We start from the raw sequence: 13,224 nt of genomic DNA on the forward strand, positions 1-13,224 counted from the left end.
GGGCCATTCTTAGCGGCCGGAAATTCCCCCGGCAAAGGTGTGACGTACGATCCGGGTTAGTGGAACCCAGGCGCCGGATATTGCGTCCCGAATAGGACTTTCCCAGCTCATGGCGGATTGCGAGATCCACTAACCCGGCTCGTAAGTGACCTGCGTCCTATGCGCGGCGTCACAGTGCGAAGGTGTTTGTCTCGCCGGACGTAATTGCAAATGCACAGTCCGTATGCGTGAGATCTCCGTGATCTCCGTGATCTCCGTGAGATCTCCGCCAAGACCCGGCGACGGAATCTCGGGTTCCCCCGGGCACGAAGCCCGCCCGGGGCTGCTGCCGTGCCCTCACCGCGCCCGGAGCTCAGTCGGGCAGCACGAGATGCAGATCGCCGAATTCATGCCACAGATAGCGCCGCTGCACCGCCGCGGCGTAGGCCCGCCGCAGCGACTCGCCGCTGTCCGCCACCGCCTCCAGCATCAGCAGATGGGAAGCGGTGGGCTCGTGCAGCCCGGTGAGCAGGCCGTCCACCGCCCGCACCCCGCGCTCCGGCGTGACCACCAGTTCCGTCCAGCCGGCCGCGGCCCGCACCCGCCCGTCCGTGCCGGCCGCCGACTCCAGTGCCCGTACGGCCGTGGTCCCCACCGCCACGATCCGCCCGGCCGGGGCGCCCGGACGCTGCCGCCGCGCCGCCGCCCTGCGCCGGGCCCGCGCGGCGTTCACCAGCCACGCCGTGACCGGTGGCACCACGAACCGCTCCGCATACGGCGGCTCGAACGCCTCCGCCGAGGCGACCCCGGTATGCAGCGAGACCGGCGCGAACTGCACCCCCTTGCTGACCAGCCGCGCCACCAGCGCAGGGGTGAAGGGCCGGGCGGCACTCGGCATCTCCGCGCTGCCGCCGCCGGGGGAGTCCACCGCGAACACCGTCTGGTACGCGTCCAGCGGCTGGTCCCGGTCCGTGTAGCCGTAGCGGATCGGCCGCCCGTGGCGCCGCATCAGCTCGGGCATCTCCGCGCCCGCCACCCGCGCCCACCACAGCCGTGCGCTTGCGGGGTCCAGCCGGGCCTCCAGCACCAGCCGCGCCCCGCCGGGCAGCCGCACCACCGTGCCGGCCGGGCCGCCCGCCCGCGGCCTGGTGCTGCCCCGCCCGTCCGGGCTCCGCAGCTCCACCGCCCAGCAGCCGGCCACCGCCCGGCCCGCCGGGTGCCACCGGTCCGCCCGCGTGGAGAAGTGCACCACCACCGGCTCGCCGCGCCCCCGGCCGTCGCCGACCCGGCCGTCCACCGCGGCCGGCAGCGTCCGCGAGGTGTTCACCACCAGCACATCCCCGGCCGCCAGCAGATCCGGCAGCTCACCGAAGACGTGGTGGCCGGTCTCGGCCGCACCCCGGCTCACCATCAGCCGTACGGCATCCCGGGCCAGGCCGGGCCCCCGCTGCTCGGCCGGGACCCCGGCCGACAGCTCCGCCGGGACCTGCACCGCTTCCGTGATCACCGGGGACCCGCCCCGTCGGACGCGGGCGTCCCGTCGGACGCTGCCGCCCCGGCCGCCGCGCGGTACCGCCCGCTGGGGGCCTCGTCGTCCAGCAGGCGCAGCAGTCCGGGCACCACGGTCCCGGGCAGCGGCCGCCCGGAGGGGTCGTCGTCCGGTACGGCGGCCGTGTACAGATCGGTCCGCATATCGCCCGGGTCCACCCACCACACCCGCAGTCCCGGCTCCTCCACCGCGAGCACCGCCGACTGCTGGTCCAGCGCCGCCTTCGCCGCCCCGTACCCGCCCCACGTCGGGTACGCCTCGACGGCCGCGTCCGAGCTGATGTTGAGCACCGCCCCACCCATGCGGGCACATGCCCCTTTCGCCCCCTTGGCTGCCCTACTTACCACTTCATAAGTGGACGAATCGGACGATCCGGCATTTCGGTCATTCTCGGCGTAAGGGTGCGAATTGTATGTCGTGCCATTTCCGACATCCCCTATATAAGGAGCATTCCCTGTGTAGGGGAAAACGCCCTCATACGAGGACAGGTAGGAGGAATCCCGCAAGAGCGGCAAAGCTTCCTGGATAAGTCCGAGCGGCGCCACCACATTCACCTCCAGCGCCGCCCGCAGCCCGCCCAGCGGATGGTCCGCCAGCCGTGCCAGCGGCTCGGCCCCCAGCACGCTCGCGTTGTTCACCAGCAGATCGAGCCCGCCCAGCTCACCGGCCGCGGCCACCAGCGCCGCCCGGTGCCCGCGGTCCGCCACATCCCCGGGCAGCGCGACCACCCGCACCCCCGTCCCGCGCAGCTCCCGTGCCGCGTCCTCCAGCGGACCGGCCGACCTGGCGTCCACGACCAGATCCCACCCCCGTGCCGCCAGCGCCGCGGCGAGCGCCCGGCCCAGCCCCTTCGATGCCCCCGTGATGACCGCTACCGGCATGATCGCGTCCCCTTCCGGTCCGGGCCGGGATCCCGGCCTCGCCCTCACCGTAGGAACACCCCCGTCGCCCGGACGTCGGGCGCCGGACCTGCCATGGCCAGGGCATTCGTCCTAGGCCGGTGGGCGTAGGCGGCAGCCGTCAGCGGACCGATACGGCCTGGTCGCCCCGCCGGTACGGTGAGCCCATGACCAACGGACCGGGAGCCGGGATCCCCGCGGTGAGTACCGCGATCCTGGCGATGAGCAGGCATCTGGAGGTGCGCGACGTCCTCAAGACGATCGTGGCCTCGGCCCGCGAGCTGCTGAACGCCGAATACGCCGCCCTGGGCGTGCCCGACGACCACGGCGGCTTCGCCCAGTTCGTGGTGGACGGCGTCAGCGCCGAGCAGTGGAAGGCCATCGGCCCGCTGCCCCGCCAGCACGGCATCCTCGCCGCGATGCTGCACAACGCCACCCCGGAACGGCTCGCCGACGTCCGTGAGGACCCCCGCTTCGGCGGCTGGCCGACCGCCCACCCGGACATGTCCGACTTCCTCGGCCTGCCGGTCGCCGACGGCGACGAGATCCTCGGCGCCCTCTTCCTGGCGAACAAGCGCTGCTCCAAACCGGCCGGCGACTGCGGTTTCACCGAGGAGGACGAGCGGCTGCTCGGGATACTCGCCCAGCACGCCGCCATCGCCCTGACCAACGCCCGCCTCTACGAGCGCAGCCGCGAGCTGACCATCGCCGGGGAGCGCGCCCGGCTCGCCCACGAGCTGCACGACGCGGTCGCCCAGAAGCTCTTTTCGCTCCGCCTCACCGCCCAGGCCGCCACCGCCCTGGTCGACCGCGACCCGGCCCGCGCCAAGGACGAGCTGCACCAGGTCGCCGCGCTGGCCGCGGAGGCCGCCGACGAACTGCGGGCCGCCGTCATCGAACTGCGGCCCGCCGCCCTGGACGAGGACGGCCTGGTCGCCACCCTGCGCTCTCAGATCCAGGTCCTGGACCGGGCACACTCGGCGCGGGTCACCTTCACGGCACACTGCGTCCGCGCGCTCCCCGCGGCCCAGGAGGAGGCGATGCTCCGGGTGGCCCAGGAAGCGCTGCACAACGCCTTGCGGCACTCCGGTGCCGGGCATGTCGAGGTGACCCTCACCCGCAGCGGTCAGGGCGCGCTGCTGCGGATCGCCGACGACGGCTGCGGATTCGACCCCGGAACGGTGCGCCGGGCCGGCCGCCACCTGGGCCTGGTCTCGATGCATGACCGCGCGAGCGGTGTCGGCGGAAAGCTCACCGTGGAATCGGAGCCCGGCAAGGGCACCGCTGTCGAGATGGAGGTGCCCGGTGGCTGACACGGACAGGAGCGGCGCGATGGGGTTTCCCGCGGACGAAGCAGGGGCGGCCTCCGGGCCGCGGACCACGGGCGGCGGACCGGCGATCCGCGTGCTGCTCGTCGACGATCACCAGGTCGTACGCCGTGGACTGCGGACGTTCCTGGAGGTCCAGGACGACATCGAGGTGGTGGGGGAGGCCTCCGACGGCGCCGAGGGCATCGCCGCCGCCGAAGAGCTGCGCCCGGACGTCGTCCTGATGGACGTCAAGATGCCCGGCATGGACGGCATCGAGGCGCTCCGCACGCTGCGCGAACTGGAGAACCCCGCCCGGGTGCTGGTGGTCACCAGCTTCACCGAACAGCGCACCGTCGTCCCGGCGCTGCGCGCGGGCGCGGCCGGCTACGTCTACAAGGACATCGACCCGGACGCGCTGGCCGGCGCCATCCGCTCCGTCCACGCGGGCCATGTCCTGCTGCAGCCCGAGGTGGCCGGTGCACTGCTGTCCCAGGAGGAGAACAACAGCGGCCAGGGACGCGGCACTTCCCTCACCGACCGGGAGCGCGAGGTCCTCGGCCTGATCGCGGACGGCCGCTCCAACCGCGAGATCGCCCGTGCGCTGGTGCTGTCCGAGAAGACCGTCAAGACCCATGTCTCCAACATCCTCATGAAGCTCGACCTCGCCGACCGGACGCAGGCCGCACTGTGGGCCGTGCGGCACGGCATCGGGGCCTGAACGCCCGTAGGGGAGCGCCGGTGTACGACGCGCTCCCCTACGGGCCTACGGGCCTACGGGCCTACGGGCCTACGGTCCTACGGGCCCACGGGCCTCCGGACCCTCTTCGCCGCCCCGTCGTTCGCCCGGCGGCAGCTCCGGAGGCAGCCGGGACTGTGAGACAGGGACTCCTGGGACTTCGGGACAGGGACCGCGAAGACAGGCCCCGGGCGATACCGCAAGCGGAACGTCGTCTTCAGATCCGAGATTCATACTGTCGTGTAGCCGTAGCCCATTCGGCGTATCCCTTCTCGGCCCGGGCCGTTGTCCAGTGCAGTCGTGGCGGCTGGCCACGGCAACGGCAACGAGGAGCTAGAGAAGTGAAGAACATCAAGCGCGCAGCGGCCATCACGATGGTGGCGAGCGGTCTCGCCCTCGCGGGCGCCGGCGTCGCCTCGGCCCACTCCCCGCAGGCGCAGGGCGGCGCCGTGCACTCCCCGGGGATCGTCTCCGGCAACGCCGTCCAGGCCCCGGTGCACGTCCCCGTGAACGCCTGCGGCGTCACCGCCACCGTCATCGGCGCGCTCAACCCCACCTTCGGCAACCCCTGCGTCAACGTCTGATCCCAGGACGTCCGCAGGACCTCGTCCGACCCCCGCGATGCCATGGTGCGCGCGGGTCGGGCCGGACCGGCCCCGTCCTCCCCTGGACGCGCGGCCGGTCCCCCCACCCTCCGCCATCGTCTTTCCGGCCCTGTGCCACCACGTGAGGAACACGCCCCCATGAACACCGCCAAGAAGGCCGCCCTCGTCCTCGCCGCCACCGGGATCGCCCTCGGTGCGGCCGCCGGATCCGCCTTCGCGACCAGTGGCGCGCAGGCCGACGGCACGGCCGTGCTCTCCCCCGGCATCGGCTCCGGCAATGTCGCCCAGGTCCCCGTGCACGTCCCCGTGAACGCCACCGGCGTGACCGCGACCGTCATCGGCGCGCTCAACCCCGCCTTCGGCAACGCCACCTCGAACAACTGAGGTTGTCCGAACGGGCCGGACGGCTTCGCCTGCCCAGAGGCGTCCGGCCCGTTCGGCGAAGGCCCCGTCGACCACACAATGGTCCGGCGGGGCCGCTTCCATTCACCCCCGGTGCCGCTCCCTCTCCTCCACCGCGGAGTTGTACGCCGCCACCTGCGCCCGCCGGGCCGTACGCTCCACCGGCCGCAGCGCCTCGGCACGGGCCGCGATCTCGGACGAACTCACCGCCGCACCGTGCTCCCTGCCGTCCCCGCCGGCCTGCTGCGCGATATCGATGAGCGCACCGACGCGCTGCGCCAGCTCCAAAACCCGCACCGCCCGCGGCGGATACCCGGGAGCCAGCACCTGCCGGCCGGCCTCCGCCCGCGCCCGGTACGCCTCCAGCGCCGCCTGTGCCACCGGCCCGGCCCCGGCCACATCCAGCTTCGAGAGCAGTTCGGTCGCCTCCCGCAGCGCCTGAGCCAGCTCCCGCTCGGCCTCGCCCAGCGACGGCACATCGGCCGGCGGCGCCTCCCGCACCGGCAGACAGCGCCAGACCACCTCCACATGCACATCCGGTCCGGTGCCACCCTCCGGCCCGGCTTCGTACGTCTCCGGGATCAGGCCCAGCCCGGCCCCCGGGGCGAGCACCGCCTCCTCGGCCTCCAGCGCCCGCGCATTGAATTCCGGCGGTCCGCACAGGCCCAGGGGATGCCCGGGAGCCGGCAGGGCCACCCGCAGGCCCCTCGCCCCCAGCGTCCGCAGCCGCCCCAGCGCGAGTGTCAGGCCGACCGGCGCCTCCTCCCCGGGCAGGCCTTCCACGCGGTGCACCGCATCGTCGTCCGCGATCCGATGCGCGGCTTCATCAGGTGAGACAAGTCCGGCCAAAAGGGCATTTCCCCATGCCGCAAGCCGTCCTGAACGTGGTTCATCGAGCATGTCCCCAGCCTAGGGAAGAGCACCGACAACGAGTGGCGTAGGTTTGCAGGGGGGCTGCGCCTACAGGTGTACGCGACGACCGAGAAGCAATGGGAGACAACGCGCTCATGAGCGATGTGCTGGAGCTGGTGGACGTATCCGTGGTCCGCGAAGGACGGGCTCTGGTGGACCAGGTCTCCTGGTCGGTGAAGGAAGGGGAGCGCTGGGTGATCCTCGGCCCCAACGGCGCCGGCAAGACCACCCTGCTCAACCTCGCCTCCAGCTATCTCTTCCCGAGCTCCGGCAGCGCCTCGATCCTCGGCGAGCAGCTCGGCAGGGTCGACGTCTTCGATCTGCGCCCGCGCATCGGCATCGCCGGCATCGCGCTGGCCGACAAGCTGCCCCGCAGTCAGACCGTCCTGCAGACCGTGCTCACCGCCGCGTACGGCATGACGGCCGGCTGGCAGGAGAGCTACGAGGACATCGACGAGCAGCGCGCCCGCGCCTTCCTCGACCGCCTCGGCATGACCGCCTATCTCGACCGGAAGTTCGGCACCCTCTCCGAGGGCGAGCGCAAGCGCACCCTGATCGCCCGCGCCATGATGACCGACCCCGAGCTGCTCCTGCTGGACGAGCCGGCCGCCGGTCTCGACCTCGGCGGCCGCGAGGACCTGGTCCGCCGCCTCGGCCGCCTCGCCCGCGACCCGTACGCCCCCTCGATGATCATGGTCACCCACCACGTCGAGGAGATCGCCCCGGGCTTCACCCACGTCCTGATGATCCGTCAGGGCAAGGTGCTGGCCGCCGGCCCCCTCGAACTCGAACTCACCTCCAGCAACCTCTCCCACTGCTTCGGCCTTCCGCTGATCGTCGAGCGCAACGGCAACGACCGCTGGACCGCGCAGGGCCTGCCCCTGACCTGACCGCCCGTCGCCGGACCGCCCTCCTCAACGAGCCTCCCCCCGGAGTCCGTCCGGGGGACCCCGTCGCGGCACCGCGTGCTTCCGGCAGCTGACCGATCGCGCCCTGTCCCGGACCGCCGCACGGATCTACCATGAAGCCGTGGATCCATGGGTGTGGTGGCTGATCGCCGCCGTAGGACTGGGCATTCCCCTCGTCGTGACCGCGATGCCCGAATTCGGGATGCTCGCGGTCGGTGCCGTCGCCGGTGCCGTCACCGCGGGTCTCGGTGGCGGCACCGTCCCGCAATTCCTCGTGTTCGCCGCCGTATCGGTGGCGCTGATCGCCGTCGTACGCCCCCTCGCCAACCGCCACCGCGGCCAGAGCCCCCAACTCGCCTCCGGCATCGACGCGCTGAAGGGCAGGAGCGCCACGGTCCTGGAGCGGGTCGACGGCGGGGGCGGCGGCCGTATCAAACTCGCCGGTGAGGTCTGGTCCGCCCGTTCCCTCGACGGCAGCCAGGTATACGAGCCCGGCCAGCAGGTGGACGTCGTCGAGATCGAAGGCGCCACCGCCGTCGTCATCTGACCCGAACACGCTGCGCGACGAGCCACGACTCTGAAAGACTGATCAATGGCAAGCCGGTCACCGGCCGGCGCGGACCAGCAACGAAGGGCACGGGAGCCGCTGTGGAACCGATCATCATCGTCCTGATCATCCTGGTGGTGCTCGTGTTCATCGCACTCATCAAAACGATCCAGGTCATCCCACAGGCCAGCGCCGCCATCGTCGAACGCTTCGGCCGCTACACCCGCACCCTCAACGCGGGCCTGAACATCGTCGTCCCGTTCATCGACTCCATCCGCAACCGCATCGACCTCCGCGAGCAGGTCGTGCCGTTCCCGCCGCAGCCGGTGATCACCCAGGACAACCTGGTCGTGAACATCGACACCGTCATCTACTACCAGGTGACCGACGCCCGCGCTGCGACCTACGAGGTCGCCAGCTATATCCAGGCCATCGAGCAGCTGACCGTCACCACCCTGCGGAACATCATCGGCGGCATGGACCTGGAGCGGACCCTGACCTCCCGCGAGGAGATCAACGCGGCACTGCGCGGCGTGCTCGACGAGGCCACCGGCAAGTGGGGCATCCGCGTCAACCGCGTCGAGCTGAAGGCCATCGAGCCGCCGACCTCCATCCAGGACTCGATGGAGAAGCAGATGCGCGCCGACCGTGACAAGCGCGCCGCCATCCTCCAGGCCGAAGGTGTCCGGCAGTCCCAGATCCTCACCGCCGAAGGTGAGAAGCAGTCCTCGATCCTGCGCGCCGAAGGTGAGGCCAAGGCCGCGGCCCTGCGCGCCGAGGGTGAGGCCCAGGCGATCCGGGTGGTCTTCGAGTCGATCCACGCAGGCGACCCGGACCAGAAGCTGCTCTCCTACCAGTACCTCCAGATGCTCCCGAAGATCGCCGAAGGCGACGCCAACAAGCTCTGGATCGTGCCCAGCGAGATCGGTGACGCGCTCAAGGGCCTCGGCGGCGCCCTCGGCAACTTCACCCCGCCGACCGGCGGCGGATCCATCCCCAAGCCCAGCTCGCCGAACCGCGAAGCACCCCCGATCGACTGACGGGCCGGCCCACTGGTGCATGATCGGGAGGAACCGTACCGATCATGCACGGGGGAATTCGCGTGACCATCTGGGAAGCCATCGCCGTCCTCGCCGCCGGAATCGGCGCCGGCACGATCAACACCGTCGTCGGATCCGGCACCCTGATCACCTTCCCGGTGCTGCTCGCCTTCGGCCTGCCACCCGTCACCGCCAACGTGTCCAACACGCTTGGCCTGGTGCCCGGTTCGATCAGCGGAGCCATAGGCTACCGCCGCGAACTCGTCGGCCAGGGCCGCCGGATCCTCCGCTTCGGCGTCACCGCCCTCGTCGGGGGCCTGACCGGAGCGATCCTGCTGCTCGCACTGCCCTCGGAGGCTTTCGACGCGATCGTCCCCGCCCTGATCGCCGTCGCGCTGGTACTCGTCATCGTCCAGCCCAAGCTGTCCGCCGCGCTCCGCGCCCGCCGCGAGCGCAACGGCACCATCCCCCACCGCGACGGCGGCATCGTCTTGTCGGCCGGCCTGCTGGTCGCCAGCGCCTACGGTGGCTACTTCGGCGCCGCCCAGGGCGTGCTCTACGTCTCCCTGATGGGGCTGCTGCTCGACGAGGACCTGCAGCGCATCAACGCCCTCAAGAACGTCCTCGCCGCGATCGTCAACGGCGTCGCCGCGGTCTTCTTCCTCTTCGTCGCGCACTTCGACTGGGCCGCCGTCGGCCTGATCGCGGTCGGGTCCGCCCTCGGCGGCCAGCTCGGCGCGAAGGTGGGCCGCCGTCTGCCACCCACCGCCCTGCGCGCCGTCATCGTCGTCGTCGGCCTGCTGGCCATCGCCCAACTCCTCCTCAAATGAGGCGAGCCGGGCGACGGCCCGGTACCCGGCGGACCGGCCGGCCGCGCACTACGCAGGCAGCGCCAGCCACTCCGGCAGCCCGTCCCGCACCGACACCCCCAGCGTCGACAGCAGCGCATCGGCCGGCGTCGGCTCGAACGGCCGCCGCAGCAGCCGCATCCCCGCCTGCTCGGGCGTACGGTCCGCCTTGCGGTGATTGTCCTCCGCACACGAGGCAACGGTATTCAGCCAGGTGTCCCCGCCGCCGTGCGACCGCGGCACGACATGGTCCACGGTCGTCGCCCGGCGCCCGCAGTACGCACACCGGTGCTGGTCACGCACCAGCACTCCGCGCCGCGACCAGGGCGCCCGTTGTCGGAACGGCACCCGTACGTATCGGCAGAGTCTGATCACCTGTGGCACCGGCACGTCCACCGCAGCGGCACGGATCCGCAGCCCCGGGTGAGCGTGCTCGATGACCGCTTTGTCCTGCATGACCAGCACCACCGCACGCCGCAGCGACACCGTCGACAGCGGCTCGAAGCTCGCATTGAGCACCAGCGTCTCGCGCATCCCGCCCACCTCCCGGACCCGCTTCGCCCCCGCGGCGAAGCTGCTCCACTGTGCAGCGGCAGGTATTCCCCGAACAACGCAATTTCCGCATGCCACAAGGGAAATGGAGGACGATCAGCAGATGAAAAAGAGGGGACCGGCGGCGCCTCCCGGGCCGCGGAAAAGAGTGCGCTCCGGGTCCCACCCCCGTGAATTACCGGGACCCGGAGCGAACGGCAGCCGATGAGGACACCCGAGACACATTCGGGCTCCGGCGAACAGCGGGCGACACACCTGCGCCCCGCCGCTCCCGCCACTGCGGTACCTGCTGTCCCACGCCCTTCTTACGGGGCGGCGACACGGGAACCACAGTGCGTGCGAGAAGCGCCGGGGCGCAATGGAATTACCGCGCTCAGCCCGCCGCGGGCAGCTCGAATTCGGCGATCAACTGGGCCCGCCCGAGCGTGTGGAACCGCAGGTTGAAGCCCACTACCGCGGGCGAGGCCTCGGCGTCCGGACCGAGCTTCTCCTGGTCCACCGCGTACACCGTGAACACATAGCGGTGCGGACCGTCCCCGGGCGGCGGCGCAGCGCCCCCGAAGTCCCGCGTCCCGTAGTCGTTACGGACATGTACGGCGCCCTCGGGCAGCCCCTTCATCTCCCCGGACCCGGCACCGGCCGGCAGCTCCGTCACCGCCGCCGGAATGTCGAACAGCGTCCAGTGCCAAAAGCCACTGCCCGTCGGCGCGTCCGGGTCGTAGCAGGTGACGGCGTAGCTCTTGGTCCCCGCGGGCGCACCCTCCCACCGCAACTGCGGCGAACGGTTCCCCTCGGCGAACACCTGCTCCGGCCGCAGCGTCCCGCCCGGCTCCACCTCGTCGCTCAGCACCGTGAACTCCGGCACCGGCGGATGGAAATCGTGCGGGAGCGGCCGCCGCTTCAGCTCGGACACTGCAACACCTCCTGGTCGTTTGCTGACACCTGTCCGGCCAGGTTAGAGCCAGTTCCGCTTACCGCCGACCTCCGCCAGCCACTGGTTGAGGTAACCCGCCCAGTCGGTCCCCTCGAAGTCGTTCAGCCCGACCGTGAACGACCGGTAGGTGTCCGACCCCTCGCTGAACAGACCGGGCTTCTTGTCCATCTCCAGGACGACGTCCATCTCCCGGTCGTCCGCCACGAACGACAGCTCGACCTGGTTCAGGCCCCGGTACTGCTGCGGCGCATGGAACTCGATCTCCTGGTAGAAGGGGAGCCGCTGTCGCGTTCCCCTGATGTGCCCCTGCTCGAGATCAGCGGCCTTGAAACGGAACCCCAGCCGCCCGAACGCGTCCAGGATCGCCTGCTGCGCCGGCAGCGGATGCACATTCACCGGGTCCAGGTCGCCGGAGTCCACCGCCCGCGCGATCGCCAGCTCCGTCGTCACCCCGACGTTCATCCCGTGCAGATGCGTCCCCAGGAACGTGGTGATCGGCGTCTCCCACGGAATCTCCAGCCCGAACGGCACGGTGTGCGCGGCACCCGGCTGCACCGCAAAGGCACCGCCCAGCTGCACCTTGGTGAACTCGATGTTCCGCTTGTACTCCTCGTCGCCGCTCTCGACCTCGACCCGCGCCTGCAGTCCGACGGACAGCCCCTGGATGTCCTGGGCCACGGACCCGCCCTGGATCCGCACCTCGCCCTGTACGACCCCACCGGGAACGACGTTCTCCTCAAAGAGCACCGTCTCCACCGACGCACCCCCGGCGCCCAGGCTCGCCAGCAGCTTCTTGAATCCCATGCTCGTCCTCCCCAGGCAAAACGCCTGTGCTCTGTATTGCGCGCCGAGCTCTCGGCTTGATCCCTACGCACGCGAAACCGTACGACCCGGTTCCACGGCCACACTTTCCCAACCCCGGCGTCCCCATGGCCAGCCGACCTCTCCAACAGCTGCACTACTCTCGGTCCGCATGACCGACGTACCGGAACGTATGCCGCTCACCCACGACTTCTTCGACCGTCCCGTGGTGGACGTGGCCCCCGACCTGCTGGGCCGCATCCTCTGCCGCAACACCCCGGACGGTCCGATCGAACTCCGCCTCACCGAGGTCGAGGCATACGACGGTGACACCGACCCCGGCTCCCACGCCTACCGCGGCCGCACCGCGCGCAACGCCACCATGTTCGGCCCGCCCGGCCATGCGTACGTCTACTTCATCTACGGGATGTGGTTCAGCCTCAACGCGGTCTGCGGCCCCGAGGACAAGGCGAGCGGTGTCCTCCTGCGCGCCGGCGAGATCCTCACCGGCGCGTCCCTGGCGGCCACCCGCCGCCCCAAGGCCCGCAACACCGACGAACTGGCAAAAGGCCCGGCCCGCCTGGCCACCGCCCTCGACATCGACCGCACCCTCGACGGCACCGACCTGTGCAGCAAAGCCACCGCCCCCCTCTCCGTCCTGCACGGCCGGCCGCCCGCCCCCGCGCTGGTGCGCAGCGGTCCGCGCACGGGCGTCGGCGGCGGCGGAGCCGACCACCCCTGGCGCTACTGGATCGCCGACGACCCCACGGTCAGCCCCTACCGCCCTCACGTCCCCCGACGCCGCACCACCAGCGCTACTTGACTCTGTGTCGCCGACCGCCTAACGTAGCCCGAGCCGCTGGAGACGGGCAGCGCTATTTGCGCAGACCGCCAGGCGGCACAACCAACTACTCCGATCGGTTCCCTAACGGGCCTTATTTCGCGTTGCCGAAATTCGATCCGGCCGCCTCGATTATGAGGCGCCAGGGAAAGCCGCTAAAGTAGTAACCACGCCGAAAGGGCAGCAGTAAATAACTGCCCCAGGGCGGACCTCCGACGGATATCGGAACCGGAATCGAAAGAAACCGGATCTGCTAGAGTCGGAAGGGCCGGAAAGCGAAAGCCGAACGGCCGACCCGCTCCAACAGGGGGCCAGAGACGGAAACGGATCTGGTAAGGTTGGAAACGCGAAGAAGCCGAAA

The 13,224-nt window shown here is 70.9% G+C and carries 15 protein-coding genes; 9 read left to right on the forward strand and 6 right to left on the reverse strand.

Annotation, left to right across the window (positions count from 1 at the left end):
• Positions 1-352: 352 nt before the first annotated feature.
• Positions 353-1,483, reverse strand: coding sequence for an S-adenosylmethionine:tRNA ribosyltransferase-isomerase (locus ACF088_RS26710; RefSeq protein WP_392378372.1), 1,131 nt, complete (start codon positions 1,481-1,483; stop codon positions 353-355).
• Positions 1,483-2,409, reverse strand: a complete 927-nt coding sequence (locus ACF088_RS26715) for an SDR family NAD(P)-dependent oxidoreductase (RefSeq protein ID WP_392378351.1) — start codon at positions 2,407-2,409, stop codon at positions 1,483-1,485. Before ACF088_RS26715 ends, ACF088_RS26710 begins: the two co-directional genes overlap by 1 nt.
• Before the next feature lie 185 nt (positions 2,410-2,594).
• Here ACF088_RS26715 and ACF088_RS26720 point away from each other — a divergent pair, with 185 nt between their 5' ends.
• The 4 genes from ACF088_RS26720 (at position 2,595) to ACF088_RS26735 (ending at position 5,462) form a co-directional block, all read left to right on the forward strand.
• A complete protein-coding gene (locus ACF088_RS26720; protein ID WP_392378352.1) occupies positions 2,595-3,740 on the forward strand; it encodes a GAF domain-containing sensor histidine kinase in 1,146 nt (381 codons plus the stop codon).
• Positions 3,733-4,455 carry a response regulator gene (locus tag ACF088_RS26725; protein WP_392378354.1) on the forward strand — a complete coding sequence of 241 codons (723 nt, stop codon included), beginning with the start codon at positions 3,733-3,735 and terminating at the stop codon, positions 4,453-4,455. Before ACF088_RS26720 ends, ACF088_RS26725 begins: the two co-directional genes overlap by 8 nt.
• 359 nt (positions 4,456-4,814) lie before the next feature.
• The gene (locus ACF088_RS26730) at positions 4,815-5,057 is read left to right on the forward strand and encodes a chaplin (protein WP_392378356.1); all 243 of its coding nucleotides are present in this window, start codon (positions 4,815-4,817) and stop codon (positions 5,055-5,057) included.
• A gap of 159 nt (positions 5,058-5,216) precedes the next feature.
• The gene (locus ACF088_RS26735; protein WP_392378358.1) at positions 5,217-5,462 is read left to right on the forward strand and encodes a chaplin; all 246 of its coding nucleotides are present in this window, start codon (positions 5,217-5,219) and stop codon (positions 5,460-5,462) included.
• Positions 5,463-5,564: 102 nt separating this feature from the next.
• Here ACF088_RS26735 and ACF088_RS26740 read toward each other — a convergent pair whose 3' ends face one another.
• On the reverse strand, positions 5,565-6,380 hold the full coding sequence (locus ACF088_RS26740; protein ID WP_392378359.1) for a hypothetical protein: 816 nt from the start codon (positions 6,378-6,380) through the stop codon (positions 5,565-5,567).
• A gap of 107 nt (positions 6,381-6,487) precedes the next feature.
• Between ACF088_RS26740 and ACF088_RS26745 the strand changes: the two genes are divergently transcribed.
• From ACF088_RS26745 to ACF088_RS26760, 4 genes are all read left to right on the forward strand, one after another.
• Positions 6,488-7,282 (forward strand): ABC transporter ATP-binding protein, encoded by a 795-nt coding sequence (locus tag ACF088_RS26745; protein WP_392378373.1) that lies wholly within the window; start codon positions 6,488-6,490, stop codon positions 7,280-7,282.
• A 151-nt stretch (positions 7,283-7,433) separates the two neighbouring features.
• Positions 7,434-7,847, forward strand: coding sequence for an NfeD family protein (locus tag ACF088_RS26750; RefSeq protein ID WP_392378374.1), 414 nt, complete (start codon positions 7,434-7,436; stop codon positions 7,845-7,847).
• Between the two features lie 101 nt (positions 7,848-7,948).
• Entirely contained in the window at positions 7,949-8,887 is a 939-nt protein-coding gene (locus tag ACF088_RS26755) for an SPFH domain-containing protein (protein ID WP_030087611.1), read from the forward strand.
• A gap of 62 nt (positions 8,888-8,949) precedes the next feature.
• Positions 8,950-9,717 carry a sulfite exporter TauE/SafE family protein gene (locus ACF088_RS26760; protein WP_392378360.1) on the forward strand — a complete coding sequence of 256 codons (768 nt, stop codon included), beginning with the start codon at positions 8,950-8,952 and terminating at the stop codon, positions 9,715-9,717.
• A 48-nt stretch (positions 9,718-9,765) separates the two neighbouring features.
• Here the strand turns inward: ACF088_RS26760 and ACF088_RS26765 are convergent, their stop codons facing one another.
• The 3 genes from ACF088_RS26765 to ACF088_RS26775 form a co-directional block, all read right to left on the reverse strand.
• On the reverse strand, positions 9,766-10,269 hold the full coding sequence (locus ACF088_RS26765) for an HNH endonuclease (protein WP_392378361.1): 504 nt from the start codon (positions 10,267-10,269) through the stop codon (positions 9,766-9,768).
• A 391-nt stretch (positions 10,270-10,660) separates the two neighbouring features.
• A complete protein-coding gene (locus tag ACF088_RS26770; RefSeq protein WP_392378362.1) occupies positions 10,661-11,200 on the reverse strand; it encodes a YbhB/YbcL family Raf kinase inhibitor-like protein in 540 nt (179 codons plus the stop codon).
• A gap of 42 nt (positions 11,201-11,242) precedes the next feature.
• On the reverse strand, positions 11,243-12,025 hold the full coding sequence (locus ACF088_RS26775) for a sporulation protein (RefSeq protein WP_350250185.1): 783 nt from the start codon (positions 12,023-12,025) through the stop codon (positions 11,243-11,245).
• 169 nt (positions 12,026-12,194) lie between these two features.
• Here ACF088_RS26775 and ACF088_RS26780 point away from each other — a divergent pair, with 169 nt between their 5' ends.
• A complete protein-coding gene (locus ACF088_RS26780) occupies positions 12,195-12,845 on the forward strand; it encodes a DNA-3-methyladenine glycosylase (protein ID WP_392378363.1) in 651 nt (216 codons plus the stop codon).
• The last annotated feature ends 379 nt before the right edge of the window (positions 12,846-13,224 follow it).

Source organism: Streptomyces sp. NPDC015125 (assembly GCF_043080045.1).
In the GTDB taxonomy this organism is placed as follows: domain Bacteria; phylum Actinomycetota; class Actinomycetes; order Streptomycetales; family Streptomycetaceae; genus Streptomyces.